28 protein-coding genes and 1 tRNA gene are annotated in these 26439 nt (G+C 69.4%); 13 read left to right on the plus strand and 16 right to left on the minus strand.

The window, feature by feature from the left end; genetic code table 11:
* Window positions 1-39: 39 nt before the first annotated feature.
* Window positions 40-1815 (minus strand): nitrite/sulfite reductase, encoded by a 1776-nt coding sequence (locus HZS55_RS04890; protein ID WP_179910614.1) that lies wholly within the window; start codon window positions 1813-1815, stop codon window positions 40-42.
* 87 nt (window positions 1816-1902) lie between these two features.
* Window positions 1903-2244 carry a hypothetical protein gene (locus tag HZS55_RS04895; protein ID WP_179910615.1) on the minus strand — a complete coding sequence of 114 codons (342 nt, stop codon included), beginning with the start codon at window positions 2242-2244 and terminating at the stop codon, window positions 1903-1905.
* 246 nt (window positions 2245-2490) lie between these two features.
* Here HZS55_RS04895 and HZS55_RS04900 point away from each other — a divergent pair, with 246 nt between their 5' ends.
* The 4 genes from HZS55_RS04900 to HZS55_RS04915 all read left to right on the plus strand — a co-directional run bounded on the left by HZS55_RS04900 (window position 2491) and on the right by HZS55_RS04915 (window position 3953).
* Window positions 2491-2628, plus strand: a complete 138-nt coding sequence (locus tag HZS55_RS04900; RefSeq protein WP_179910616.1) for a hypothetical protein — start codon at window positions 2491-2493, stop codon at window positions 2626-2628.
* 131 nt (window positions 2629-2759) lie between these two features.
* On the plus strand, window positions 2760-3431 hold the full coding sequence (locus tag HZS55_RS04905) for a DUF7119 family protein (RefSeq protein WP_179910617.1): 672 nt from the start codon (window positions 2760-2762) through the stop codon (window positions 3429-3431).
* Window positions 3432-3471: 40 nt separating this feature from the next.
* Window positions 3472-3545 (plus strand) — tRNA-Lys (locus tag HZS55_RS04910).
* A gap of 201 nt (window positions 3546-3746) precedes the next feature.
* Window positions 3747-3953 (plus strand): hypothetical protein, encoded by a 207-nt coding sequence (locus HZS55_RS04915; RefSeq protein ID WP_179910618.1) that lies wholly within the window; start codon window positions 3747-3749, stop codon window positions 3951-3953.
* A 108-nt stretch (window positions 3954-4061) separates the two neighbouring features.
* Here the strand turns inward: HZS55_RS04915 and HZS55_RS04920 are convergent, their stop codons facing one another.
* A complete protein-coding gene (locus tag HZS55_RS04920; protein ID WP_179910619.1) occupies window positions 4062-5123 on the minus strand; it encodes a hypothetical protein in 1062 nt (353 codons plus the stop codon).
* 195 nt (window positions 5124-5318) lie between these two features.
* On the opposite strand from HZS55_RS04920, the gene HZS55_RS04925 reads away from it, so the two are divergent.
* Window positions 5319-6614 carry a DUF7405 family protein gene (locus HZS55_RS04925; protein WP_179910620.1) on the plus strand — a complete coding sequence of 432 codons (1296 nt, stop codon included), beginning with the start codon at window positions 5319-5321 and terminating at the stop codon, window positions 6612-6614.
* Between the two features lie 54 nt (window positions 6615-6668).
* Here the strand turns inward: HZS55_RS04925 and HZS55_RS04930 are convergent, their stop codons facing one another.
* Both HZS55_RS04930 and ubaA read right to left on the minus strand, forming a co-directional pair.
* Window positions 6669-7052, minus strand: coding sequence for a hypothetical protein (locus HZS55_RS04930; protein WP_179910621.1), 384 nt, complete (start codon window positions 7050-7052; stop codon window positions 6669-6671).
* 112 nt (window positions 7053-7164) lie between these two features.
* Window positions 7165-7980 (minus strand): SAMP-activating enzyme E1, encoded by an 816-nt coding sequence (gene ubaA / locus HZS55_RS04935; RefSeq protein WP_179910622.1) that lies wholly within the window; start codon window positions 7978-7980, stop codon window positions 7165-7167.
* A gap of 87 nt (window positions 7981-8067) precedes the next feature.
* On the opposite strand from ubaA, the gene HZS55_RS04940 reads away from it, so the two are divergent.
* On the plus strand, window positions 8068-8673 hold the full coding sequence (locus HZS55_RS04940; RefSeq protein WP_179910623.1) for a YIP1 family protein: 606 nt from the start codon (window positions 8068-8070) through the stop codon (window positions 8671-8673).
* Between the two features lie 41 nt (window positions 8674-8714).
* On the opposite strand, the gene HZS55_RS04945 is transcribed toward HZS55_RS04940, so the two are convergent.
* The 6 genes from HZS55_RS04945 to HZS55_RS04970 form a co-directional block, all read right to left on the minus strand.
* Window positions 8715-9686 (minus strand): methyl-accepting chemotaxis protein, encoded by a 972-nt coding sequence (locus tag HZS55_RS04945; RefSeq protein ID WP_179910624.1) that lies wholly within the window; start codon window positions 9684-9686, stop codon window positions 8715-8717.
* Window positions 9687-9791: 105 nt separating this feature from the next.
* Window positions 9792-11312, minus strand: a complete 1521-nt coding sequence (locus HZS55_RS04950; protein ID WP_179910625.1) for a carboxypeptidase M32 — start codon at window positions 11310-11312, stop codon at window positions 9792-9794.
* A 115-nt stretch (window positions 11313-11427) separates the two neighbouring features.
* Window positions 11428-12084, minus strand: a complete 657-nt coding sequence (locus HZS55_RS04955) for a helix-turn-helix domain-containing protein (protein WP_179910626.1) — start codon at window positions 12082-12084, stop codon at window positions 11428-11430.
* Window positions 12085-12286: 202 nt separating this feature from the next.
* A complete protein-coding gene (locus HZS55_RS04960; protein ID WP_179910627.1) occupies window positions 12287-13069 on the minus strand; it encodes an MFS transporter in 783 nt (260 codons plus the stop codon).
* A gap of 133 nt (window positions 13070-13202) precedes the next feature.
* Entirely contained in the window at window positions 13203-14591 is a 1389-nt protein-coding gene (gene cofH / locus HZS55_RS04965) for a 7,8-didemethyl-8-hydroxy-5-deazariboflavin synthase subunit CofH (RefSeq protein WP_179910628.1), read from the minus strand.
* 88 nt (window positions 14592-14679) lie between these two features.
* Window positions 14680-15711 carry a sodium:calcium antiporter gene (locus HZS55_RS04970; RefSeq protein WP_179910629.1) on the minus strand — a complete coding sequence of 344 codons (1032 nt, stop codon included), beginning with the start codon at window positions 15709-15711 and terminating at the stop codon, window positions 14680-14682.
* Window positions 15712-15842: 131 nt separating this feature from the next.
* On the opposite strand from HZS55_RS04970, the gene HZS55_RS04975 reads away from it, so the two are divergent.
* The gene (locus HZS55_RS04975) at window positions 15843-16895 is read left to right on the plus strand and encodes a phosphoribosylaminoimidazolesuccinocarboxamide synthase (protein ID WP_179910630.1); all 1053 of its coding nucleotides are present in this window, start codon (window positions 15843-15845) and stop codon (window positions 16893-16895) included.
* 16 nt (window positions 16896-16911) lie between these two features.
* Window positions 16912-17298: a CHY zinc finger protein gene (locus tag HZS55_RS04980; RefSeq protein WP_179910631.1), complete on the plus strand. Its 387-nt coding sequence runs from the start codon at window positions 16912-16914 to the stop codon at window positions 17296-17298.
* 183 nt (window positions 17299-17481) lie between these two features.
* Here HZS55_RS04980 and HZS55_RS04985 read toward each other — a convergent pair whose 3' ends face one another.
* The gene (locus HZS55_RS04985; RefSeq protein WP_179910632.1) at window positions 17482-18474 is read right to left on the minus strand and encodes a formyltetrahydrofolate deformylase; all 993 of its coding nucleotides are present in this window, start codon (window positions 18472-18474) and stop codon (window positions 17482-17484) included.
* Window positions 18475-18671: 197 nt separating this feature from the next.
* Between HZS55_RS04985 and HZS55_RS04990 the strand changes: the two genes are divergently transcribed.
* From HZS55_RS04990 to purQ, 4 genes are all read left to right on the plus strand, one after another.
* Window positions 18672-19637 (plus strand): GAF domain-containing protein, encoded by a 966-nt coding sequence (locus HZS55_RS04990; RefSeq protein WP_179910633.1) that lies wholly within the window; start codon window positions 18672-18674, stop codon window positions 19635-19637.
* On the plus strand, window positions 19634-20296 hold the full coding sequence (locus HZS55_RS04995) for a DUF7504 family protein (protein WP_179910634.1): 663 nt from the start codon (window positions 19634-19636) through the stop codon (window positions 20294-20296). Before HZS55_RS04990 ends, HZS55_RS04995 begins: the two co-directional genes overlap by 4 nt.
* Before the next feature lie 82 nt (window positions 20297-20378).
* Window positions 20379-20630 (plus strand): phosphoribosylformylglycinamidine synthase subunit PurS, encoded by a 252-nt coding sequence (gene purS / locus HZS55_RS05000; protein ID WP_179910635.1) that lies wholly within the window; start codon window positions 20379-20381, stop codon window positions 20628-20630.
* A 55-nt stretch (window positions 20631-20685) separates the two neighbouring features.
* Window positions 20686-21363: a phosphoribosylformylglycinamidine synthase I gene (gene purQ / locus HZS55_RS05005; protein WP_179910636.1), complete on the plus strand. Its 678-nt coding sequence runs from the start codon at window positions 20686-20688 to the stop codon at window positions 21361-21363.
* Between the two features lie 3 nt (window positions 21364-21366).
* On the opposite strand, the gene HZS55_RS05010 is transcribed toward purQ, so the two are convergent.
* The 4 genes from HZS55_RS05010 to secF all read right to left on the minus strand — a co-directional run bounded on the left by HZS55_RS05010 (window position 21367) and on the right by secF (window position 24879).
* On the minus strand, window positions 21367-21576 hold the full coding sequence (locus HZS55_RS05010; protein WP_179910637.1) for a hypothetical protein: 210 nt from the start codon (window positions 21574-21576) through the stop codon (window positions 21367-21369).
* Window positions 21577-21649: 73 nt separating this feature from the next.
* Window positions 21650-22213 (minus strand): NUDIX domain-containing protein, encoded by a 564-nt coding sequence (locus tag HZS55_RS05015; RefSeq protein ID WP_179910638.1) that lies wholly within the window; start codon window positions 22211-22213, stop codon window positions 21650-21652.
* A gap of 216 nt (window positions 22214-22429) precedes the next feature.
* Window positions 22430-24025: a preprotein translocase subunit SecD gene (locus HZS55_RS05020; RefSeq protein ID WP_179910639.1), complete on the minus strand. Its 1596-nt coding sequence runs from the start codon at window positions 24023-24025 to the stop codon at window positions 22430-22432.
* Entirely contained in the window at window positions 24022-24879 is an 858-nt protein-coding gene (gene secF / locus HZS55_RS05025; protein WP_179910640.1) for a protein translocase subunit SecF, read from the minus strand. Before secF ends, HZS55_RS05020 begins: the two co-directional genes overlap by 4 nt.
* Before the next feature lie 190 nt (window positions 24880-25069).
* On the opposite strand from secF, the gene pan2 reads away from it, so the two are divergent.
* On the plus strand, window positions 25070-26290 hold the full coding sequence (pan2, locus tag HZS55_RS05030) for a proteasome-activating nucleotidase Pan2 (protein WP_179910641.1): 1221 nt from the start codon (window positions 25070-25072) through the stop codon (window positions 26288-26290).
* Window positions 26291-26439: the final 149 nt, after the last annotated feature.

Here is a 26439-nt window from a genome sequence, read left to right on the forward strand (position 1 = left end):
CGCGAGAATACGGAACCGACGAAGTCGAGAATCGACGGGTCAGTCGTCGGCGGGCGCGAGCGACTCGCCGTCGCCGTCGGTCGGCGCGGGCGAGTCGCCCATGTCGTCCTCGTCGGCGTAGGGGTACCACGTCATCTTCGTGTTGTGCATGTACGGGTCCTCGTAGGAGGTTTCCTCGGCCTCCGCGAGGTCCTGGAGCGTCTCCTCGTCGCGCTCGGCGACGAAGTCGCGGAACGTCTGGCCGTCCGCTCGTTCGTCCTCGAAGGTGGCGAGCAGGTTCTCGACGTAGCCCGGCACCTCGTCGGCGGGGACGCGCATCTCGACCCAGTCGGCGAACTGCGGGTCCTCCCCGAGGCCGCCGCCGAGGCCGATGTCGAGGGCCTCGACCGGCTCGCCGTCCTTGCGCGTCTTCATCCCGCGCAGGGAGATGTCGGCGATCTGCGGCTGGGCGCACGAAGCGGTACAGCCCGAGAGGTGGATGTGGAAGTCCTCGACGCCCTCCGGGAGGGAGACGTTGTCCTTGAGCCAGCGGGCGTAGCGGACCTGCCGGTTCTTCGTCTCGACGATCGAGAGCGAGCAGAACTCCGTGCCCGTGCAGGCGATGGAGCCGCGCATGAACGGATGGGGGTCCGGCGAGTACGTCTCCAGCAGCGGCTCGTCGAGGAACTCGTCGAGTCGGTCGCTGTCGACGTCGGTGACGATGATGTTCTGACGCTGGGTCAGCCGCACCTCACCGGAGCCGTACTCGTCGGCGAGCTCCGCGAGTTCGTACACGTCGTCGACGCCCATCCTGCCCACAAGAACGTCGAGGCCGACGTAGTAGTTGCCGTCGGGCTGTTCGTGGACGCCCACGTGGTCGCCGTGTTCCTCGCCGCCGGCGTTGTACGTGTAGGACTCGCGCATGTTCTCGCCCGCGGTCTCCAGCTCGAAGTCGACGAACTCCTCCTGGAGCACGTCGCGCATCTTCTCGGGCCCCCACTCGTCCATGAGGAACTTGATGCGGGCGTTGAAGCGGTCGTCGCGGTCGCCGTACTCGCGGAACAGCGCGGACATGCCGGCACCGATGTCGGCGGCCTGCTCGGGCGGCACCCACACGTCGATCGAGCGGGAGAAGCGCGGTTCCTTCCGGGAGAGTCCGCCGCCGACGCGGATGTTGAAGCCGAGTTGCTCTTCGCCGTCGACCTCCTTCGTCGCCGGCTCGTAGGCGAGGTCGTTGATGTCGCCCTGGCCGCAGCCCTGGTCGCAGCCGGTGACGGCGACCTTCCACTTGCGCGGGAGGTTCGAGAAGTCGTCGTTGCCCTTGAAGGTCTCGTGGAGCTCCTCGGCGACCGGCCAGGCGTCGATGTGCTCGTGTTTGTCCTTGCCGGCGACGGGACAGCCGACGATGTTTCGCCACGAGTCGCCGCAGGCCTGCTGGGTCCCCAGGTCGTTGGCTTCGAGCTTCTCGAAGATCTCCGGCACGTCCTCGATCTTGATCCAGTGGAGCTGGATCGACTGGCGGGTCGTCCAGTCGCAGTAGGCACCGCCGAACTCCGGGTTGTCGACCGGGCCGCGGGCATACTCGTCGGCGATCTCCGCGACGACCTCCAGCTGGCCGGGCTTCAGGACCCCGTTCGGTGTCCCGATGCGCATCATGAAGTAGGACTCCTGTCCCTTCCGCTGGTGGTACAGCCCCCACCACTTGAACCGCTCGAACCAGGCGTCGTGCTCGTCCTCCGGGATGGCGTCCCATCCCTCCTCGGCGAACTCCATCAGGTGTTCGCGGATCTCCGACCCGTAAATCTCGCTCTTCCAGTTCTCTACTTTCGTCGGCATTCTTGTACAGGCCCACGCCCTCCGTTCTTAAAGGCACGCGTATCTCGACAAGTGCCCCCACCTCTCCCCAGAAGAGGATATTGTTGCCTACTCTTCCGGCCTGGCGAGGCGGTGTCGTCTGTCCGGGACGTGGACGCTCGTAACGTCGACGGCGGAGAATTCGCCCGTCTCGGGGTCGATGACGCGGCCGACGGTGATCCAGTCGGTGACGGCTTCGGTCCCGCAGGTGATACAGCGGCCGGCGACCCTCGCCTGGACGTCGGGGTGTTCGACACCCACCTCGGTGAACCCCTCGACGAGGAAGTCGGCGATCTCGCAGGAACAGACGTCGTGGCGGGCGAGCGGCCAGAGATCGCTGACGTTGATCCGCCGCTCGTCGTTGACGCTGATCCAGGCACCGTCGTCGAGCTGGTGAACGTCGGTCGTCACTTCCTGTAGGTCGGTCCCGAGCGACCCAGAGGCTGTCGGCCCGCACAACACTCGCCGCGGGCTGCGACGCCGGGTCGTGCCGCGGCCGACCGCTCCGTCGCGGTGGCGGCTCGTCGACGCGGTCGGTCCGAACGGGCGCGTCCGAGATAGGTGAAGGGATTGCCGGTACGCCCAAGCCCGGGTAGCACTTACGGGAGCGCGACGGGTTAAGGGAGTCCGGCGTATACGGAGGTGTACGACGAACCGATGACCCAGACGACAGACACCCACGACGACGAAGCGCCCGAGCCGGACACCAGCCACCTCGACGACGTCGACGACGGCTGTGGCTGCGCCGAGGTCTGGGAGCACCTCTCCGAGGAGCGCGCGGAAGCGTCCGACTGACGACCCGCGGACCGAAGCGCCGCTCTCCGACGAGCGGGCCGAACACGGGCGTCCGCGACCGCCGCGCACACGTGCGTCGCCCGTGCCAACAGACGGGAACCTTTTGAGAGACCGTTCCAAAGGAGGAAGTGATGAGTCACGAGGGGCCAGGCGATCCGCCGACCGACCGCGAGTCGCCGGTCGGCGCGCCGGTCATCCGGGGGGACCCGAGCGTCACCGGCCAGCGGCCGGAGGAGGCCGTCGAGTTCGACCCCGACGACCCCGAGAGCCTCGAAACCGCCGCACAGACCGTCCGAAAGTTCGCCGGCGACGCCGCCGGCGAGGCCGACACCGTCTTCATGCTCCGGGGGGCCGCCGCCTGCGCCGCGCTGGTCCGCGGCGAGGGGTCGTACAAGGCCGCCGCCAAGCGCGCCGGCGGCGAGGCCACCGTCGCCTTCATCCGCAAGTGGTCCCGCGTCCACGACCTGCCCCGCTCGATCCGCAAACACGTCGCGATGGGCGAGATCGCCCCCACCGCCGCCAAGCACATCGCCCGCGTCGCCGGCGCCGCCCGCCTCCAGCTCGCGTGGGCCGTCCTCGACCACGACATGACCGTCCGCCAGGTCCGATCGGTCGCCAGCGACGTCAACGACGGCGTCTCCGTCGAGGACGCCCTCGCCGTCGAAGGGATCATCCTCGGCGAACTCACGATGGAACTCCCGCCCGAGATCTACCGGGAACTCCGCAGACGCGCCGCCCTGGAGGACGTCGACCCCGACGAGATCGTCGCGACCGCGCTCGAACGCCGCTTCGAGCAAGGCTGATCGTAAGTACTTAACCGAAAACTCCCGGAGAGGATAACGCGGGCCGGTAGCTCAGTCAGGCAGAGCGTCTGGCTTTTAACCAGATGGTCGGGGGTTCAACTCCCTCCCGGCCCGCTTTTGCGAGGAACGAACGTGACGAGCAAAGCGGCTAGTGGAGTTGAATCCGGGGAGTCGCAGCGGTCGAGCGAAGCGAGGCCGACCGTCTCCACTCGGTTCAACTCCCTCCCGGCCCGTTCTCGCGACATCGTAGCACCCGACGAGCGGCCGGCACCGCGAACCAAGAGACTTACCACGGAGAGCCGCGAGAGGTGGTGTATGAACGCCACGAACGACACCTCGGACCGACTGGAGCCGGTCGGCATCGCCGTCGGCGTCCTGCTCGTGCTCGTCGCCGTCGGGACGCTCGTCGGCGCCCCCTGGACGACGAAAGGCAGCGTGGCCGCCTCGGCGCTGCAGGTGGTCGGTGCCGTCGGCACCGCCGCCCTCGGCGCCGTCCTCGTCTGGATCAGCCGCACCGACTGACTCCGCCTCCGTTCTCGTTCGCTCTCCACACGTCCGACAGCACCGGCGCTGTCCCGTCGAGCGCGCTCGCAAAAACGTCTCGCCCGAAAGCGACCGCGCCGCGGACGGTCAGCCCCGGACGGGCAGGTACGCGATGGCGACCAGGAGGATCGCGGCGAGGAGGCTGAGCTGCGCGACGCCCCACAGGCCGTTCATCCGGTCGTTGTAGGAGCTGATCTCGTTTTCCTGCGCCCGGTAGTCGCCGTAGCGCTCGCCCGTCTCCATGAAGTACACCGACGAGTTGTCCGGGAAGTGCGCGAAGTACTGCGTGTCCGCGACGGTGAAGTTCCCGCCCTCGGAGAAGCCGACGGTGGCGGTGTTCTGGCCGGGCCGCGTGAGTTCGACGCTGGTGTTGGTCACGGCGTCGACGGTCGTCTCGTTGCCCTGGTAGGTCAGCGTCTCGCCCTCGGAGACGGTGTGGCGCTCGACGGGCGGGAAGTAGTCGTCGAGGGGGACGTTCGTCTCGTTCGCGCGGTAGGTGACCTTCCGCGTGCCGTTCTGCGTGATGATCTCGTCGTACAGCGCCGGGTCGTCGGCGACCATCGCCTCGAGGTCGCGCTGCTCGACGAACGTCGCGTCGGTCGGCTCCGTCACGTTCTCCGTCTGGACGACGAGCAGGTACGGCCCGCCCCAGACGACCGTCGCGGCCTCGCCCGTGACGCTCGTGACCGTCGCCTCGCTGCCGTCGACGGGGATCGAGTCACCGACGGCGTAGCTCTGGTTCATCGAGGCGTTGTTCGCGAGCGCGAGCGTGAACGACCCCGCGCTCTCGTTGACGCTGACCTCGTACTCGCTGCCGTTGTACTGGGTCGTCGAGCCGGCCTCGAAGACCCGCTCCATGCGGGCCGACTGGTCCGACCAGCGCACGTCGGTCACCGGGACCTCGGTGCCGTTGTCGACGGTCGTCGAGACGACGGCCGACTCGTTGACCCACGCCAGCTCGCCGCTGCCGGCGTCGGCCTCGGCGACGGTCCACGTCCGGTCACCGAACGCCACGGTGTCCCCCGCGGAGTACGCGGTGTCGCCTTGCAGTGAGATCGTCGGTTCCTCCGCCGTCTGGATGAGGCCGTACGCCCCGGCCCCGATGACGAGGAAGAACACGAAATAAATCGCCGCGGCTCGTCGTTGCATACCCGGGTGGTCGGGCGCCCCCGCGTATAATGATTACCAATTCCGCCGATACGGCGGCGTCTGTCCTCCCCTCGGACCGACCGACCCTGCCGTCACGCGGGCCGGTTCGGGGACGGGCCCGCCGTAGCCGGGACCGGTTGGACGCCCGACCGACCAAAACCCCCTTTTCGATCCACACGGTACCGGCCCACACAGATGGTCCCCGACTCCGACCTCCCCCGCCGACAGTTCCTTCGGACCGCCGTCGCGCTGGGCGGCGCGAGCGCGCTCGCGGCCTGCCAGGAGCGGACCGACGGCGACGCCGTCCCCGCGGGCGACCCCGAAGCCAAGCCCCCGCGCCAGCACGCCTGGCGCGACCACGTCCCCCACGACGACAGCGGCAACTCCCTGCTCCCCGAACACCAGGTCCTCCTGTACGTCGAGTTCGACGGCGACGGTCCCCCGGACGCGGACGCTCGCTCGACGCTCGACGCCGCGCTGTCGACGCTCGACCGCGCCTACGAGTGGAGCGCCGACGGCCTGCTCCACACCGTCGCCTACTCCCCCGCCTACTTCGACCGCTTCGAGGGGAGCCTCCCCCCGTCGGTCGACCTCCCGCCGCCCCGCGCGCTCTCGGACTTCGAGGACCCGACGTTCGACACCCAGGACGCCGTCGTCCACCTCGCGAGCAACCGCGCGGACGTGGTCCTCGAAGCCGACGAGGCCCTGACCGGCGACCGCGACTCGGCCAACGGCGAACCCGTCGACGCGCGCCTGACCGACATCGCGACCGTCGACTCCCGCCGTACCGGGTTCGTCGGCGCCGGCCTCCCCGCCGAGCGCCAGGACGCCGCCGGCATCCCCGATTCGAACCCCGTCCCCGCGGAGTCGCCGCTGTTCATGGGGTTCAAAGCCGGCTTCCTCGGCAACCAGGCCAGCGAGGACTACGTCACTATCGACGAGGGGCCGTTCGCCGGCGGGACCACGAAGGTGATCGCGAACCTGCGCCAGCGCCTCGACGACTGGTACGGCGAGCAGGACTACCCCCAGCGCGTCGCCGAGCTGTTCAGCCCCGCCCACGCCGAGAACGACCTCGTCGAGGGCGTCGGCACGAACCTCGGCGACGACAGCGGGATCGACCGATTCCTCGACGATGTCGAGGCGCAGGCGAGGGCCACCGGTCGCGTCGGCCACGCTCAGAAGGCCGCGCGAGCCAACCGCGACGAGGAGGGCAACGTCCGCCTCCTGCGGCGCCACTTCGAGTCGACCGACGACATCGGCTCCGAACAGGCCGTCGCGAGCCTCCACTTCCCGTCGCTCCAGCGCCGCATCTCGGCGTTCGAAGCCGTGCGAGCGGCGATGAACGGCACCGACATCACGGCCGCCACGCCGGCCGTCCGCCAGCGCGTCAACAACGGCATCCTCGAGTACATCTTCGTCCGCCGCCGGGGGAACTTCCTCGTCCCGCCGCGGCGCCACCGGGCGCTGCCGACACCCCGACCCGAGGGGTAGCGGACGGTCGCGGCGGTCGCAAACGGGCCGGATCGGACGGGAGACCCGAACGGCTCACACCGCAGCGACGGCGGCCAGGCCGACGTAGACGTTGGTCACCACCACGGCGATGCCGAGGCCGATGACGCCGAGGAACCAGGCGCGCCAGCCGGGGACGCGTTCGACGACCGTCCGACACTCCAGCAGGACGACGCCGGCGTACAGCACGACGGCGGCCTTCAGCGCGACCACCAGCAGCGGGTGATGTATCAGCAACAGACGGATCCACGGGTTTGCCTCCAGCGAGGGACCGGCGAAGGCGGCCGCCACCAGCGTCGACACGGCGTCGCCGAAGCCCCAGATGATCACCAGCGACAGCACCAGCTCGACGTATCCGGGCATCTCCAGCCGTATCTCCGAGCAGTCCAGCGCTTCGCCGATCGTCTCTGCCTCTGACATTCGACCAGGAGCGACGGGACGCTCCACTCCCACGTCGCGACTACCCGCTGATAAATCCTCGCGACGGAGTATCACCGCTGAGATTCAGGATATGTGACGTGAACGGGACCGGTCAGTCGGCGGGGACGGCGCAACTCTCCGAGTACTCCACCTCGTCGACGGAGTCGATGGGGTCGTCGCCGCAGACCGGACAGGAGGGGTTCGGTCGGACGGTGACCTCCTCGAAGGTCATGTCGGCGGCGTCGTAGACGACCATCCGGCCGTCCAGCGACTCGCCCACGCCGACGAACTGTTTGACGGTCTCGGTGGCCTGGATGGCGCCGACCGTACCCGGGAGGACGCCGAGCACGCCCGTCGTCGCGCAGTCGGGGACGGCGCCCTCGGGCGGCGCCTCGGGGAACAGACAGCGGTAACACGGCCCTTCGCCGGTGAAGGCGGTCACCTGGCCCTCGAAGCGGTAGATGGCCCCGTGGACGAAGGGGACGCCGGCGAGCGTGCAGTAGTCGTTGATCAGGAATCGAGTCGGGAAGTTGTCCGAGGCGTCGACGACGAAGTCGTAGCCGTCGACGAGGTCGGCGACGGTGTCGGGCGAGACGGCGACCTCGTGAGGTTCGGCGGTCACGTCGGGGTTCAGCTCGCGGACGAACTCGGCAGCGCTGTCGACCTTGGGGCGGCCCACGTCGTTGTCCCCGTGGACGACCTGGCGCTGGAGGTTGGAGCGCTCGACGGTGTCGTGGTCGGCAATCCCGATGGTACCGACGCCGGCGGCGGCGAGGTACTGGAGGACTGGCGAGCCCAGTCCGCCGGCGCCGACGACCAGCACCGCGGCGTCGAGCAGGCTCGCCTGGCCCTCGGGTCCCACCTCGTCCATGATGATGTGCCGGGAGTACCGGTCGAGTTGCTCGGGGTCGAGATCCGGCCCTGCCATGCCCCCGAGTACCGGGTCGAACGGGTTAAGCGACGCGCTCTCGTCCACCGACAGAAGACTTATCGGACGGCCGTCACCACTCGGGGTATGGCGCCCTCCACGCCGCTCGTCCGCCCCTCCGAGTACTTCGGCCGCTACGACCGCCCGTCGATGACCGCCGCGTTCGCGATCGTCCTCGTCCAGGCGACCGGGACCGCCATCGCGATGTGGCTGTTCCTCCAGCGGGTGGTCGCCCACGTCGACGCCCCGCCCGAGGAGAAAGCGCAGGTCCAGGGCGCCGTGACCGGCGCGATCGTCGGCACCTTCGTCGCCATCTTCGCCGGGTGGTTGCTGCTCGCCGCCCTGTTACACCTGTTCGTGTGGCTCGCCGGCGGCCGGCGGACGTTCGGGACCACCCTCGCGGTCACCGGCGAGGCCGAGATCGCCGGGGTCGTCATGCTTCCGGTCACGACCGTCGGGCTGATCGGCCTGCTCGGGCAGGCGCCGAGCGACCCTGCGGCGTTCGTCGACTTCTTCGAGCGGGCGGCCTCGTTCAGTTCGCCCGTCCTGCTGGTCTCCAGCCTGCTCGGCGCGCTCTGGACGGCCGCGATCCAGGGCTACGGCCTCGCCGTCGCCCACGACCTCCCCGTCGAGAAGATGCTCGCGCTCGCGTTCGGTATCGGTATCCTCGGGTTCCTGCTGAACCTGGTCTGAACGCTGATCGGGTCCGGCCGGCGGGGTCGGCCCGCGGCCGCTCACCCGTCGATCAGCCGGTCCATCTCGCGGTTGATGTCGCTCACCTGGTCGGTCTGGTCGTCGGCCTCCTCGGCGATGTCGGCGGTCGAACCGGCGATCTCCTCGGCGGCACCGGTGGCCTGGTCGACCATGCTTGCCACCTCCTCGGTGGAGGCGGCCTGTTCGTCGGTGGCCGCGGCGACCTCCTGGATGCCGTCGTTGACCTCCTCGACGGCCCGGTGGATGTCCTCCAGCACCTCGATGGCGTCCTCGACCATGTCGATGCCGCGCTCGATCTGCTCGCTGGACTCCTCGATGGTCTCGACGGCGTTGCTCGTGTCGTTCTGGATGCCCGCCACCATCTCCTCGATCGTCCCGGCCTGGGACTGGGACTCCTCCGCGAGGCTCTTGACCTCGTCGGCGACGACGGCGAACCCTTCGCCGGCCTCGCCGGCGCGAGCGGCCTCGATGGAGGCGTTGAGCGCGAGCATGTTCGTCTGGTCGGCGATGTCGTTGATCACCTCGACGATCTCGTCGACCTCGCCGACGCTGTTCTGGATGGTCAGCACGTCGTCGGCGACGCTCTCCGACGCGTCGTGGATGTCCTCCATCGCATCGGAGATGTCGGTCGCCGACTCCCGTCCGTCCTCCGCGAGTTCCCGCGCCGTGGCGCTGGCCGAGGAGACCTCCTCCGAGGAGGAGGCGATCTCCTCGACGGCGGCGCTGAGGTTCGACACCTCGTCGGCCACTTGAGACATTCCTTCGTGCTGCTCGGCGGCGTGTTCGCGGATCGCGTCGATCTCCTCGGCGATCCCGATCGAGGAGTCCTGTAGCTCCGCCAGCGAGGTCTGGATCTCGCTGGCCGCCGCCGAGTCGTACCCCTGGTTCCGGTCGATCCCTTCGCCGATCTCCTCGTCGATGTCCTTCTCGATGTCCTCGTCGAGTCCGCTCTCGGCCGCCAGATCTGTGGTCTCGTTACCGGTTCCTGCCATGCTATCGGAGCGGAGGAACAGTCCGGCAAAAGCGTTCGCCCGCGATTCTCCCGCGTGAGAACGCCAGTGGAACCGAGTCGATACGACGCCGGTCGATCGCGGACCTCAGAGGTCGTAGAGGTCGCCGAACTTCGACTCCGCGTAGTCGAGGAAGTAGTCGGCGGTGAAGCCCTCGCCGGTCGCCTCGGCGACGAGGTCGTCGGTCTCGTAGCGACAGCCGTGGCGGTGGACGTTCTCGGTGAGCCACTCGCCCAGCGGGTCGAACTCGCCGGCCCGGACCTTCCCGTCCAGGTCGTCGATGGCCGCCTCGGCGCTGGCGTACAGCTGGGCCGCGAGGACGCTCCCCAGCGAGTACGTCGGGAAGTAGCCCAGCGAGCCGTGGGTCCAGTGGATGTCCTGCAGACAGCCCTCGCTGTCGGTCTCGGGCCGCACGCCGAGGTACTCCTCCATCTTGTCGTTCCACACGCCCGGCACCTCCTCGACGTCCAGGTCCCCGGAGATGAGATCCCGCTCGATCTCGAACCGGAGGATGATGTGCATGTGGTAGGTGAGCTCGTCCGCTTCGACGCGGATGCGGTTGTCGGGGTAGATCCGGTTGGCGGCCTCGTAGAACTCGCGGGGCGAAGCGTCGGTCCCCAGTCTCTCGTTGACGGTGTCGGTGAAGTTGTCCCAGAAGGGGCGCGAGCGGCCGACGTGGTTCTCCCAGAGCCGGGACTGGGACTCGTGGACGGTCAGGTCACGGGACTGGCCCAGCGGCGTCCCGTAGTGTTCGCGCGGCAGGCCCTGGGTGTAGGTGGCGTGGCCGAACTCGTGGATCGTCGAGCCGATGGCGCCCATCGGGTCGGCGGGGTCGAACCGCGTCGTCACGCGGGCGTCGAACTGCGTCCCCGTCGAGAACGGGTGGGCCGCGGTGTCGAGCCGTCCGTGCTCCCAGTCGTAACCCAGCTCGTCCAGCGCCGCCCGCACGGTCTCCTCCTGGGCGTCCTCGCCGTACTCGCCGCCGGCGAACGGGTCGGCCAGGTCCGCGTCGCTGTCCTCGATCTCGTCGATCAGCGGGACGAGTTCGTCGCGCAGCCGTTCGAGCACCCGCTCGGCCGTATCGAGGCCCAGATAGGGTTCGTACTCCTCGAACAGCACTTCGTACGGATCGCGGTCGGGGTCGATCGCCTCGGCGTAGTCCCGTTTGAGCTCGATCATCGTCTCCAGGGTCGGGGCGAAGGCGTCGAAGTCGTCCTCGGCCTTGGCCTCCTCCCAGACCGGCAGGGCGTTCGACGCCGTCTCGGAGATCTCCGTCACCAACTGTTCTGGCACCTCGACGGCCCGGTCGTGCTCGCGGCGGACCTCGCGGACGACGGCCTCCCGGCCGCCCGACAGATCGGCGTCGTCGAGGGCGTCGAGCCACTCGCCGACCCGCTCGTCGGTCAGCTTCTCGTGGGTGACCGCCGACAGCGCCGAGGACTGCTTCGAGCGGGCTGGCGTGCCGCCCTCGGGCATCGTCACCTGCTGGTCCCAGCCCAGCACCCCGCCGGCGTCGTTGAGGTAGGTCAGTTGCTTCACGTGCTCCTCGAAGGCCGGGTAGGGCTCCGGTGCGGACTCGGGCTCCGACTCGGGGGATTCCGTCGTCATCACCCCACGGTAACGGCCCTGTCCGTATCAAAACACGGGTGATCTGCCGGCCGGCGCGACCGACCGGTCGGCCGGCGACTCGGCGCTTCGGTCGCGCCCGTACGGACGGCTCGCACTACTCGCCGGCGACGAATCCGGAGAAGACGCGCGACTCGATCTTCCGGAGGTGTTCGCCGACGGTGGCGGGCGACACGTCCAGATCCGCGGCCAGGTCGTCGTGGGTCGCCTCGCGGGGGTTCTCGTAGTAGCCGGCCCGCACCGCCGTCTCCAGCACCTCCCGCTGGCGGGCGGTCAGCCGACCGAACAGCTGGCGGACGCCGGGGTCGTACTCCCCGGTCTCGACGACTTCGACGCTCACTTCCTCGGGGATGCCGTCGAACGCGCCGGCGAACGCGGAGGCGTCGCCGACGAGCGTGACGACGGTCGCGCCGTCCGGTTCGGACTCGATGGGCATCTCGACGATCAGCTCCGAGCTGCGTCGGTACTGCATGAGCCGCCGTATCAGGTCGTCCAGCTCGAAGTGCGCGTACGCGAACCCCCGGTCGGCGCCCGTCGTCGTGTACTCGATGACGTGCGGCGACTCGCCGAGGATCTCGCTGTAGCGGTCGAGCCCCGACCGGATCTCCGACAGCGAGACGCCCGTGTCGCCGTCGATCAGCTCCAGCTGGTGGATCGGCCCCGTCGTGACCGCCGGCTCGTCGGCCACGACCGCGCTCAGCGGGTGGAACGCTTCGCCTTCGACGTGGGTCACCCGCACCGTCACGTAGCGCATACCGACCACCAGACGCCCCCGACGGAAAACATTCACGTATAAACCCACCTCGTATGACTGGCAACAGCGATAGGGGGGAAGAGTCCCAACCGACTGCTGCTGGACGGGCACGGTCACGGCGGTCCCGGGCGCTCGTCCCACGTCGCCCTGAATCACTCTCCCTCTCCCGGGCCCGTCGTTCCCTCGCTGACGCCACCCGCGCTCAGCGGTCCGCCGTCTCGTACTCGCGCTCGTGACCCCGCTCGCCAGCCGCGGCGTCGTCGCGGTCGCTCCGGTCGTCGCGACTCTCGACGGCGTCCGCCCGGTCGGCGGGCCCCCGTTTCGGGTCGACGCCGTCCACCTCGCCCTCGTCACCGCCGAGTTCGAGGGTGAGCGGGCGGGCGATCCGTCGGGCCAGCCCGGCGAGCCGCCCCGTCAGTCCCCCGTCGTCGGGGTCGACGGCGCGGAGCGCGCTGCCCTCGCGGACGACGACGCCCCGGGACCGGAGCTTCGCGACCGCCGCGTCGATGGCCTCGTCGTCGGCGTCGAGCGCCTCGCACAGTTCCCGTCGCGTCCGCGGGCCGTCGTCGAGGGCCTCGCGGACCCGCCGGCCGACGTAGTCGTGGTACACCTCGCGGCCGGTGGGCTGGCTCTCGGTCGCGCCCTCGTGGCGGACCGTCTGGACGGCGTCGAGGACGAACCAGGCGCCCACGAGCAGGAACGCGACCGGGAGCGCGGCGACGTTCGGATCGCCCAGCAGGGCCATCGCGGCGCCGCCGACCAGCGCGTAGACGCCGAACCCCGCGTTCCTGACCGACTGGCGCACGTCGTACACGTCGGTGACGAGTTCGGACAGCCCGAAGATCCCCATCGAGACGGTCGTCGTGACGAACTGCGCGGGGGAGGGGTCGAGGAGGTAGTAGAGCACGCCGCCGGCGACGAGCCACTGGGCGACCGCCCTGAGCGTCACCTGCTCCCGGAGGGCCTCGCGGAGGGTCGCTGCCATCGGCGTCGTGTTCGCCCACCGAACGGATAGACTCGTCGGAGTCCGCCCCGCGTCAGTCGTCGGCGCTGGTCGCGCCGCCCGCGGCGTCGCGGCTCGCGGGTCACTTCGTTCCCCGCTCGCTCCACCGAGGCGCTCACTCAGTTCGCGCCTCGCTCTCCAGCCACTCCGGGTCGACCAGCGGCGTCCCGTCGGCCGCCGGGCCGAGCTGTGGCCCGTGGGGCCCGTCCTCGGGGTCGAGGCGGCGGCGCTGGCGGTAGTCCGTCGACCGCTCGACGGGGACCCGGCCGATGGCGTCGATCATCTCGACGTACTCGTCGAACGAGCGGACCTCGCCGTAGGCCCCGCCAGCCCGCTTGGTGATCTCCTCGCTCAGGATGGTGCCCATGAAGTCGTCGGCGCCACACGAGAGCATCTTCAGTCCCTGTTCGTCGCCGTACTTCACCCACGACGACTGGACGTGTTCGACGTTGTCGAGGAAGAGCCGCGAGACCGCGATCAGCAACTCGTCCTCGTCGGTCGTCGCCCCCGTCTCGACCATCCCCTCCTCGTAGAGCGGGGTCTCTTGATGGACGAAGGATAGGGGGACGAACTCCGTGATCGCGTCGGTCCGCTCCTGAAGCTCGCGGATCCGTTTCAGGTGCAGCACTCTGTGCATCTCGTTCTCGACGTGGCCGTACATGATCGTCGCGGTCACGTCGAGGCCGACGTTGGCGGCGGCCTCCATCGCCTCGAGCCACTCGTCGGTGCCGATCTTCCCGGGGCAGATCACCTCTCGGACCTCGTCGACGAGGATCTCCGCCGCGGTGCCGGGCACCGAGTCCAGTCCCGCGGCCTGCAGGCGGCCGTACACCTCCTCGTAGGACCAGTCGGTGCCGCGACGGCCGTGATAGGCCTCCTCGGGCGTCATCGAGTGGACGTGGACGCCGTCGACGCTCATCGCGTCGATCTGCTCGCAGTAGGTGCCCGGGTCCACGTCGTACTCCGCGGGCGACCGGTAGTTCAGGTCGCCCCGGTCGCTCGATTCGAGGACCTCGCGGTGCTCGTCGTCGAGCGCGAACGCCGGGTGCAGGCCCGAGACGGAGGTGACCTCGTAGATGCCGCGTTCGACGGCCTCGCGGACGATATCCCGGGACTCGGCGGGCCGCTTGGTGAACCCGCCGTGGGACTCGTCGTTGGCCGAGCGGAACCGCTCGGAGCGGTCCTTGAAGTTACAGAACAGACAACCGGTGTTGCAGGCGGTCGTGACGTTGTTGTTGAGGTTGGCGACGAAGGTCACTTCCTCCCCGACGACCTCGGCCCGGCGCCGGTCGGCCGCTTCGAGGACGAGTTCCTTCCGTTCGCGGTCGATCCCGGGGCTCCCGGTGCCCGTCGTCAGCAGCTCGACGCCGTCGTCGACGGAGAGGCGCTCGCCGTCCCGGGCTTTCGCCAGCGCGGTCTCGAACGACCCGTCGGTCTCGGGGACGCGGTCGAACCCGAACTCCCCTCTGGGCACATTCGGCCGCGACTCGCCGACGCCTGTCATTGCACGCTACCACAGCATCCACCGGTATAAGCGGCCGGGAACCGGCCGATGGCCCCGCTGTCCGTGACGACGAGGCGTCGACCCTCGGTCAGCCGGCGGTGTTCGGCAGGAACGCGACCGCGTCGGTGGCCGCCTCCAGGACGACCCAGACGACGAACAGGGCGTAGGCGACCAGCAGAGCCACCGACTCGGGCGTCGAGAGCGCGAGGTCCGTCCGGAGCGCGGTGAAGAGGAGCACCGTCGCCAGCGTCAGGACGGCGAACATCGGTACGGCGAGTTCGAAGTTGAACGCCCACGTGCCGGCGATCAGGACGCCGACCGGGATGGCGACGAGCAGGTCGAAGGTGTTCGATCCGAGGACGTTCGCCAGCGACGCCACCCCGCGGTCGTCCCGGGCGGCGCGGACGCTCACCAGCGCGTCGGGTAGGCTCGTCGCCGCGGCGGCGACGGTCACGCCCATGATGAACTCGCCGACGCCGACCGCGGCCCCGATCGCCTCCACCGCTCCGACGAGTTCGTGGACCGCCACGAGGATCACGGCGAGTCCCGCGAGCAGGTAGGCCCACTGGCGCCGGGCGTCGATCCCGTCCGCGGCGTCGGGGTCGGCGACGTGGTCGGCGGTGTCCTGAGCCTGGATGAAGATGTAGAGTCCGTACAGCGCCAGCGGGATGGCCGCCAGCGAGCGGTTCATCTCCCCCGAGATGAACTCGGTCCCGTCGACCGGATAGTAGATGACCGCCATCGCGAAGGTGATCACCAGCGCCGACACCGCCAGCATGTAGAACTGCGCCTCCTTGTAGACGAGCGTCCGGTTGGCCTCGATGTCCTCCCCCGTCGAGATACCCGCGACCGCGGGGATCACGAGGACGTTGAAGATCGCCGACCCGACGATCGCGCCGGTCCCGAGCCCGAGCGCGCCGCCGAGCGCCGAGACCACCACCGTCGCCAGCTCGGGAAAACTCGACCCGACTGCCGCGACGATCGACCCTTGGACGACCTGCGGGAGCCCGTAGTACTCCGAGAGTCGTTCGCTCGCCGACTCGAGCCAGGAACTGCCGAGCCAGACGGCACCGGTCGTGACGACGACGATACCGACGGCCAGCCCGACGGATTCGACCATCGGGCGCAACTGTCGGCCCGACCCGCATAGACGTTTGGGCGGCCGGCCGGGCTCCCGGCGAGGCCGGAGCGCCGCGACGGCGCGGCCGCGAGTGAGAAACGACTTTGCCGCGGGGGCGAGAGGCTCCGGCAATGACCTCTGTGAAGGAGTTCCGGGTGGGCGAGCCCGCCGCGGCCGACGAGCTGGGCCGCGGCGCGTTCGTCTTCACCGACGACTACTCGGTGTTCGACTGGGGGAAGATGCCCGACGAGATCCCCGACAAGGGGTGTTCGCTCTGCACGATGGGCGCGTATAACTTCGAACTGCTCGAATCCGAAGGGGTGCCCACCCACTACGAGGGCGTCGCCACCGACGCGACCGACGGCGCCGTCTCGCTCGACGAGGCGCTCGACTCCGGCGCGGCGCCCCGCGAGATGGTCATCGAACTCACGCAGGTGCCCGACCTCCCCTTCGAGGGCGACGACACCGAGGACCCCAGCGGCTACGACTACGACGCATACCACGCCGACGCCGGCGAGAACTACCTCGTCCCGCTGGAGATCGTCTTCCGAAACCGCGTCCCCGTCGGCTCCTCGCTCCGCAAACGCACCGACCCCGCCGACCACGGCCTCGACTTCGACGCCTGGCCCGACGAGGCGGTCGACCTGGACGACCCCGTCGTCGAGTTCTCCACCAAGTACGAGGAACAGGACCGCTATCTCTCCCGCGCGGAGGCCGACCGCATCGCCGGGTCGGCCGATGTCGCCGACCTCGAATCGGTCGCCCGCGAAGTCAACCGACTCGTCACCGACCGCGCCGCCGACGCCGGGCTGACCCACGAGGACGGCAAGATCGAGTGTCTGTACTACGAGGGCGAGATCCGCGTCGCCGACGTGGTCGGTACCTTCGACGAGAACCGCTTCGCCTACGGCGACCAGCAGGTCTCGAAGGAGGTCGTCCGCCAGTATCACAAGCGCACCCAGCCCGAGTGGGTCGAGGCGGTCTCCGCGGCCAAGGCCGAGGCCGACGAGCGCGGCGTCGCCGACTGGAAGTCGCTGTGCGAACGCGAACCGGAACCGCTCGACGAGCGCGTCGTCGCCGCCGCCCGCGATCTGTACTGTGCCGGCACGAACGCCTACGTCGGCCGCGAGGTCTTCGATGCGCCCTCCCTCGACGCGGCGGTCGAGAGCGTCCGGGACCTCTGACTCCGGCTCGAAACCGATGACGGCACAGCCGGGCTCGGAGCGGCGAACGACCCGTCCGCCGGAGACGGACGGCCGGTTTTCCGTCCCGCTCCGAGGTGTCGACGTCGACCCCGAAACCCGCTGTGTCCACTACGACGACGCGGTCGACGTGGTCGCGCTCCGATTCCCGTGCTGTGACCGCTACTATCCCTGTTTTCGCTGTCACGACGCGGTGACCGACCACGACCCCGAACGCGTCCCGCGCGCAGCGTTCGGCGAGCCGGGGGTCCTCTGCGGCGTCTGCGGTACGGCCCTCTCCGTCCGCGAGTACCTCGACTGTGACGACACCTGTCCCGAGTGCGGCGCGTCGTTCAACCCCGGGTGCCGTCGCCACCGCGACCGGTACTTCGCCGTCGGGGAGTGACCCCGAGCCGGGCGTCGGCCGAGCAGTCCACCGCCGACACGCGCGAGCCGTAGCTTCAAGTACGGGAACGGGACCAGCCGGTCCCGTGACCTGAGTTCCGTCGCGGGGCGCTCCGCGGGAGCGCGACACGCCGCCCCGCGAGCCGTCCGTGTCGCCTGTTCGCGAGAGAAGCGGGAGCGACCGTCAGTCGTCGGCCTCGGCTTCCGGTTCGTCCTCGCCCTGCTCGGCGACGTACTCGCCGAGGCCGTCGATCGGCCGGTCGGGATTGGCCTGGTCGAGGTCGCGGGGCGCCCCCAACTGCGCGTCGATCGCCTCGGGGTCCCGGAGCTTCGTCCGCCCGCGGTGGACGGTCATCTCGTCGTTGAGGTGCAGGTCGATGGCCTCCAGCAGCGCCTCCGCTTCGAGGGGCTGGCCGATCTCCTGGAGCTCCTCTTCGGTGGCGTCGTCGGGGACGTTGAACGCCCGCTGTGTGATGATCGGCCCTTGGTCCAGATCCGTGGTCACGTAGTGGGCGGTGACGCCCGCGATGCGGACGCCCTCCTCGATGGCCTGCATGTACGCCGACGCGCCGGGGAACGCCGGCAGTAGCGACGGGTGGACGTTGATGATGCGGTCCTCGTAGCGGAAGACGACGTCCGGGCTGAGGATGCGCATGTACCGCGCCAGCACCACGAGGTCCGTGTCGTACTCCGCCAGCAGGTCGAGCAGCTCGCCCTCGTCGGGCGTGCCCTTCTCGTCGCCGATGTCGTGGAAGGGCACGTCGTACTTCTCGGCGAGCGGCTGCAGGTCGGAGTGGTTGCCGATGACGACCTCCACGTCGGCGCCCAGATCTCCGCTGGCCCACGCCTCGAAGATCGCCTCCAGGCAGTGCGATTCCTTGGTGACGAGGACGGCGATCTGCTGGGTCTCTCGATCGTCGGGGAACCGGACCTGCACGTCGACGCCGAGGTCGTCGCCGAGGTCGTGGAGCTTCTCCCGCAGGGTCTCCTCCTTGACGATCATCTCGGAGGTGTCGACTCGCATCGTCATGCGGAAGACGCCCTCGCGGACCGCCTGATCTAAGTCCTCGATGTTGATGTTGCGCTCGAACAGCGTCGAGGTGATCTCCGCGATGAGCCCCGTGTCGTCGTCGCCGACGACGACGATCTCGGTCAGATCGCTGGTCACGGCGACCACCGACGGGACGCCGACGAACGAGTGTGCGAACGGACAGTCATCGGGTAACGCTGACGGGCGTCTGTGCCTAAAGCGTTCTCGTCGCTCGCCGTCGCCTCACACGGATCGGCCGCTCCGGGCGGTCCGCCGATATCAACGATGGATCGCGTACGCAGAGAATTATAACCGTGGAGTCGAAAAGACCGTCAGAGACGGACATGCCCGAACTGATTGTGTTGTGCGTCGACGCCGACGAAACCGAGTGCGCGGCTACGCGCCAGGCTCTCGTCGCGGACGGCGAAGTCGAGGTGACGGTGGCCGATTCGGTCGCTGCGGCGGGCGACGCCCTCGAAGCGGGGGGCGTCGACTGCGTCGTCACCGACTACGACCTCCCGGACGGGACCGGCCTCGATGTCGCCGCGCGGGTCCGGGAGACGACGCCCGACACGCCCTGTATCCTCTTTACCGACGCGTCGCCCGACCGGATCGACACCGCCGACCGCGAGGACGTGGTCGTCGAGTACCTCCCGCGGGCCACCCCCGACGCCCGAGAAGCGTTAGCTCGCATGGTCGGGAACCTCGTCAGCCAGCGCACGCAGGTCGGTTACCCGCTCCCGACGCGGGAGGACGAACGACTCGCCGCGCTCGAACAGTACGACCGTCCGGGCATGGCGGCCGCCGACGCGTTCGACCGGCTGACGGCGCTCGCCCGCACGCACTTCGACGTGAACGTCGCCTTCGTCGGCGTGATCGACGCCCACGAGGAGCGCTTTCTCGCCTGCGCGGGCGCCTCCTGGGAGACGCTCTCCCGCGAGGACTCGATGTGTACCCACACGATCCTCCGGGACGATCTGATGGTCGTCGAGGACACCCACACCGACGACCGGTTCGCCGACAACGACCGCCTCGACGAGCTCGACATCCGCGCCTACGCCGGCGTCCCGCTGGAGACGCCGCGCGGCGCGACGATCGGCGCCTTCTGCCTCACGCACGACGAGCCGCGCTCGTTCACCGGCGACGAACTCGTCGACCTACGGCGATTCGCCGCCGAGGCGATGGACCAACTCGAACTGCGTCGCCAGCTCAACGGGTCCGGAGACGACCACGGGACGGACGGAGACGAGCGCGACGCGATCGAACGCACGGGGACGGGGTCCGGAGACGACGGCGGTGATGGGCCGTGAGCCTGCAGGAGCCGACGTACACGTTCGAGAACCTGCCCCTGCGAGGTGTCGAGACGGGGACCAACATCCTCGTCACCGGGCCGGCGCTGGGCGGTATCCGCGAGCTGACGATGCGGATGCTCCTGCGCCGGCACTCCCGCGAGGGGACGCTGTTCATCGCCGCCGACGTCGACGGCCGCGAGACGCTGTCGGGCTACGAGGCGCTCGGGGGGGACCTCGACTTCGCGCGGGTCGGCGTCGTCGACTGTACGGAGAACGGGGCGGACGACGAGAGCTGCAACGTCCACGCGGTCGGGAGCCCGGCGGACCTGACCGGCGCGGGCATCGAGTTCTCCTCGCTGTACGAGCGGATCCACGAAAACGGCGCCGCGCGGGTCCGCACCGGCGTGTACACGCTCTCTCCGTTCGTCGTCTACGCGCCCGCCAAGTCCGTGTTCCGCTTCGTCCACACGCTGACCGGCCGCATCCGCGCCGCCGACGGCCTCGGCGTCTGCGCCATCGACCCCGACGCCGTCGACGACCAGACCCTCTCGTCGATCGCCCAGGCGTTCGACGGCCAGGTCGAACTCCGCGAGGTCGACGGCCAGCGCGCCATCCGCGTCCGCGGGCTCCCCGACCAGCCCGACGGCTGGCAGCCCGTCGAGTTCGACACCGCCTGACCGCCCACGCCCGGGGTCGCCACGCGGCTCCGACCGGGGCGAGTCAAAACCGTTTTCTCCCGGCGCCGCCGCCACTCAGGTGATGACTGCCTACACCGCGACGGTCGAGGTCCGCCTGAAACACGGCGTGCTCGACCCGGAGGCGGAGACGACCGGCCGCGCGCTCGAACGGCTCGGCTTCGAACTCGAGGAGCTGCGGGCCGCCGACCTGTTCGAGGTCGACCTCGACGCCGAGAGCGCCGACGGCGCGGCCGAGCGCGCCGGCGAGATGGCAGAGCGCCTCCTCGCCAACCCGACCATCCACGACTACGAGGTCACCGTCGAGGAACGATGACCGTCGCCGCCTCGTCGACGCCGACGCTCGGATCGCACACCGGGGGGTGCTCGCCGTGACCGTCGCCGTCGTCCAGTTCGGCGGGTCCAACTGCGACCGCGACACCGTCCAGGCGCTCGCCCATCTCGGCATCGACGCCGACCTCGTCTGGCACGAGGACGGCCTGCCCGAGGAGACGACCGGCGTCGTCCTCCCCGGCGGCTTCTCCTACGGCGACTACCTGCGGGCCGGCGCGATGGCCGCCCGCTCGCCCGTCATGGACGAGGTCCGCGAGGCCGCCGACGCCGGCACGCCCGTTCTCGGCATCTGCAACGGCGCACAGATCGGCTGCGAGTCGTCGCTCACGCCCGGCGCCTTCACCACCAACGAGAGCGCCCGCTTCCAGTGCGAGCGGGTCACCCTCCGCGTCGAGAACGCCGACACGCCGTGGACCGAGGGCTTCGACGAAGGCGAGGTCGTCGAGTTCCCCATCGCCCACGGCGAGGGTCGCTACGAGATCGACGACAACCGTCTGGACGAACTCGAAGCCGACGGCCGGGTCCTGTTCCGCTACTGCGACGAGGACGGGAACGTGACTCCCGAGGCCAATCCCAACGGCTCGAAACACAGCGTCGCGGGCGTCCTCGGCGACCGCGACTCCGTCGCCGTCCTGATGCCCCACCCCGAGCGCGTCTCCCTGCCCGACATCGGCTCGACCGACGGCCAGGGCGTCCTTCGCGCGTTCGGCGAGTAGCTCTCAGTCGTCGTCGCTCGCCCGCTCTCCGGAGTCGCGCTCCTCGCGCAGCTCCTCGACCTCGGCCTCCAGGTCCTCGATCCGTTCGTCGTCCCCGGAGTCGGTGACTCGACGGACGAGGTAGACGACACCGCCGATCACGCCGGCGACGATACCGAGGTTCACCAGGATGACGACCAGCTCCGTCAGTCCGAGGACCAGCGGGGGGACCATACCGGCGATCTGTTGGGTGCGCGACTTGTCTCTGTGGGGTCGGCGCGGCGTCCCTCGCCGCGGCTCCGACGGCTCACTCCCTCCCGAGCGCCAGCGCGGCCTCGTACACTTCGCGGGTGTGGTCGGGATTGAACACGTCCTCGAGCAACGACCCCAGCCAGGCCGCTTCGGTGATCTCCTCGTCGGGGTCCCCCAGGTCGCCGCCGTCGGCCACCGCCGGGTCGGTCGCGCGACACAGGAAGTGGACGAACGCCATCTCGACGCGGCGGTCGTCGTCCCCGTCGCGCTCGCCGACCCCGCCGCCGGCGGCGGCCTCGCGGACGACGCTCTCGTCGACGCCGACGGGTCGCACGGGCTCGACCGCGACCCCGGTCTCCTCGCGCACCTCCCGGACGACCGCGTCGGCCAGCCCCTCGCCGTCTTCGACCGCGCCGCCGGGGAGTGTCCACTCCGTGGGATACGCCTCGTTACGGATGGCCAGCAGGCGCCCGCCGTCGAGGACGACGCCCGCGACGCCCCAGCCCGACCGGAACACCTCGGCGTCGCGCAGTTCGTCGAACCGCCCGGGGTCGACCGCGTGGCGTTCCCGCCGGACGACGAGGTCGTCGTAGCGCCGGCGCGGGTCGGTCCGATCCATGGCGTCTGGTTGCCCCTTCCGGTCGATAATCCCATCGGATCGCGACACCCGCGGGTCGTCGGCCGAGATCAGAACAACCGGATCTCCGCTATCGGTCACTCGACGAGCACGGTTCACCGGCACGGGTCGAGGGGCTGGGCGAGCGCTGCGGACTCTCGCACTCGCAGGCCGAGTCGGCGAACCGGTGGACGACGGACCCCGGAACGGGAGCGACGGTCAGTCGCGCTGTTCTTCGCTGAGCATCAGGTTGCGCAGCACGTCACCGTAGGCGGGCCGGGTCACCAGCACGCCGATGAGCACGCCGACGATGGTGACGATGGCGAAGCCCTGCAGGTCCCCGAGCGAGAGAAACGCGAGCGGGCTCATGGCGATGATGGTCGTCACGGCGGCGGCGCCGATGACCCAGAACGCCTTGCGGAAGCGGCTCTGGAACACCCTGCCGGTCGCGATCTCACCCTCGTTGAGGATCTCGTCGGCGATGATCAACAGGTCGTCGACACCGGTCCCGATGACGGCGATGAACCCGGCGATATACGAGAGGTTCAGCGGGAGGCCGATGGCCGCGGCGAACCCGAGCAGCAGGTACACCTCGGCGGCGGCGGTCGCGAGCATCGGGAGGGCGACTCGGGGGTTCTTGTAGCGCAGGAAGACCGAGCCGCTGACAGCGAGCCAGGCGATCAGGCCCGTCAGCAGGGCCTGCCACTTGAAGCGGTCACCGAGGCTCTGCTGGAGGAACAGGACGGTCCCGTCCTCGACGGCCAGCCGCGTCGGCAGCGCGCCGGCGCGCAGGTTGACCTGCAGGCGCTGGGCCTCGTCGATCGACCGCGTCTGCATGATGAACGACGGCGCCGTCTCGAACTCGCCGGACTCGATGTCCTCCGCGAGACCCGGGTCGAGACCGGCCGCGTAGACGATCTCGCCGTCGACGGTGGTGTACAGACAGTACCCGGGGTCCTCCGGGCTCTGTCGGTACCGACAGCTCTGGGGCCCGGTCGCCTCGCTGGAGGTGAAGCCCAGGTCCACGAGGTCCTGAGAGTAGTTCCGGGCGGCGTCCTCGGTCAGCGTGATGGGAACGTAGGGCTGGCCGGCGTCGTTGGTCTGGGCGATGCCGATCTGGGAGTCCTCGAGCTGACGGTTCGTCAACACCGTCTGGTTGCGGTAGACGGTGCCGTTGTCGGCCTCGACGGGGACGGTGGCGACGATGCTGACCTCCCCCTCGTCGCCGATGAGATTGAGCACCTCGGTGGTGTTGGCGTTGGGCACGTCGATGACCACGTAGTTCTCGCCGGTCGCCGAGCGCTGAGTCGCCACCTGTCCGCCGCTCAGCCCGCCGCGGTTGATCTTCGCGGTGATCGTCTCGACGGTCTGCTGGCGGGTCTGGGCGGTCACACCGCCGCGGATCGTCGCCGCCTCGCCGTCGAGCCCGGCCTCCGTCAGGGCCGCGCGGAACTGCTGTTCGCTGACGTTCTCGACGAGCACCTCGACGGAGTCGCCGTCGTCGGCGTTCAACACGACGGACACGTCGCCGGCCGAGACGTTCAGCCGGTCGCCGACGGTCTGTCGGATGCTCGACCGCTGGCCCTGCTCGATGTCGAGGTCCTCGGCGGTCGTCCCGACCAGCGGGGCGCGGATGCGCGACCCGCCGGCCAGTTCCAGCCCGAACTGGAGGTTCGTCGGTCCCGTCGCGGCTCCGTACGAGGAGCTGTTGTTCGCGCCGGCGTCGGGCGCCCCGGCCGGTCCGAACAGCGCGAACGTCGACGCGAGGACGAACACGACGAGCATGACGATCCGCCAGTTCTCGCGGAGGTTCATCGAGCCACCCCCTCGTACTTGTACCAGCGAAGCAGGCTCAGGTTCAACATGTAGGTGTTCATGAGGTCGGCGACCAGCCCGAACACGAGCACGATCGCGAGATCGGGCAACAGCGGGATGCCGAACAGCGACGAGACGATCCACATCACGGTCATCGCGGAGATCGAGGTGACGGTCATCGTCACACCGGTCTGCATCGCGCGGTAGGTGCTCTCGTAGAAGCTCCCGCGCCGGCGGAGGATGTGGTTGTTCAGCAGGATGTCCGAGTCGACGGAGTACCCGATCAGCATCAACAGGGCCGCCACCGAGCCCAGCGAGAGCTTGATCCCGAAGACGTTCATCAGCGCGAGCGGGATGACGATGTCGGAGAACGCGGAGGCGACGACCGCGATGGAGGGCACGAACGTCCGGAACAGCGCGAAGATGAGCAGGCTCATCCCGACGAAGGCGACGCCGATGCCGATCAGCGCGAGGCGCTGGGCGTCGGCGCCGAAGCTCGCGGATCGGGACTGGACGGAGACGATCTCGTAGCCCGCCGACCGAGCCGCCGAGCTGATGGCGTCGGAGTCGGTCGCCTGAGTCGTGACGATGTACTCGTTCGAGCCGGCGATCGGCTGGACCGAATCGATCTCGAAGTCGAGGCTCTGTCTGACCTCGGACTGGGAGGCGTCGGTCGCGACCTGTATCTCGGTCCCCCCGGTGAACTCGATCCCCGGTGTGACCGGTGTCCCGGTCATCAGGGTCCACCCCGCGAGGACCAGCAACGCGAGCGCCAGCACGGCCAGCGGCACGGCCGCGAGCTGGCGGTTTGAGTACCGGTCGTAATCCGGTTCCGGTACTACGAACTCGACCATGCCCGTCGGTGTGCGACGCCCGCCGATAAGCCTTCTCCATTGCGTCGACACCGCCGAACCGGACGACACCGCCGCCGTCCGCCGGGGTCGGCCCGTTCGGTACGCGTCCGACCGCCGGATGGGGCGCGGATCGGTCGGTCGGCGCACCCAAAGGCACTTTTTCTTTCGCTCGTTACCACCCACTAACCCGATGTCCCGTAGTCCCTCGCTCCCCGAGCGGCCCCGGCTGGAACTCGACCCCGACATGACGCCGTCGGAACGGCTGGGCGCGCTCACGGACCACCACGCACAGCTCGTCAAGGTGAACCGCGAACTCGAAGCGCAACTCGACTCCGCGCGCGCCCGCCGCGAGGACCTCACCGACGAGGTCGACCAGCTCGAACGGGAGAACGAGACGCTCAAGACCTCCTCGCTGTACGTGGCCACCGCCGAGGAGATCATCGACGACGGCGTCGTCGTCAAACAGCACGGCAACAACCAGGAGGTGCTCACCGAGCTCCCCACGCAGCTGCGCGAGGGCCTCGAAGCCGGCGACCGCGTCGCCATCAACGACTCCTTCTCTATCCAGTCCCAGCTCGAGAGCGAGACCGACGCGCGCGCCCAGGCCATGGAGGTCGACGAGTCGCCCACCGTCACCTACGACGACATCGGCGGCCTCGAGGAACAGATCCAGGAGGTCCGCGAGGCCGTCGAGGAGCCCCTGATCAACGCCGAGCAGTTCGACGAGATCGGCATCGAACCGCCCAGCGGCGTCCTGCTGCACGGCCCGCCCGGCACCGGCAAGACCATGCTCGCCCGCGCGGTCGCCAACGAGACCGACGCCACCTTCATCAAGATGGCCGGCTCCGAGCTCGTCCGCAAGTTCATCGGCGAGGGCTCCCGGCTCGTCCGCGACCTCTTCGAACTCGCCAGCGAGCGCGAACCCGCCATCATCTTCATCGACGAGATCGACGCCGTCGCCGCCAAACGAACGGAGTCCAAGACCTCCGGCGACGCCGAGGTCCAGCGCACGATGATGCAACTGCTCTCGGAGATGGACGGCTTCGAGGACCGCGGGGAGATCCGCATCATCGCCGCGACCAACCGCTTCGACATGCTCGACCGGGCCATCCTCCGCCCCGGTCGCTTCGACCGCCTGATCGAAGTGCCCGAGCCCGACGCCGAGGGCCGCAAGCGCATCCTCGAGATCCACACGGGAGACATGTCCCTCGCCGACGAGGTCGACTTCGAGCGCCTCGCCGAAGAGACCGACGGCTTCTCCGGCGCGGAACTCGCCTCGCTGGCCACCGAGGCCGGTATGTTCGCCATCCGCGACGGCCGCACCGACGTGCGCACCGAGGACTTCGTCGACGCCCTCGAGAAGATCGAAGAGGGCGACCAGACCGAAGGACAGCCGGTCGCGTTCTACTGAGACCATCTTTTTCGACCGGGGGCTTCCTCGGTCGCTCCGCTCCCTGCGGAGAGCCCCCGGTCCAAAAACATGGGTGAAAAAGCCGCATCTCGGCCTTCGGCCTCGATGCGGTGAAACGCCTCGCTTCGCTCGGCGTATGCCCGAGATCG

Origin of the sequence: Halosimplex rubrum, from assembly GCF_013415885.1 — an archaeon.
Lineage (GTDB): Archaea > Halobacteriota > Halobacteria > Halobacteriales > Haloarculaceae > Halosimplex > Halosimplex rubrum.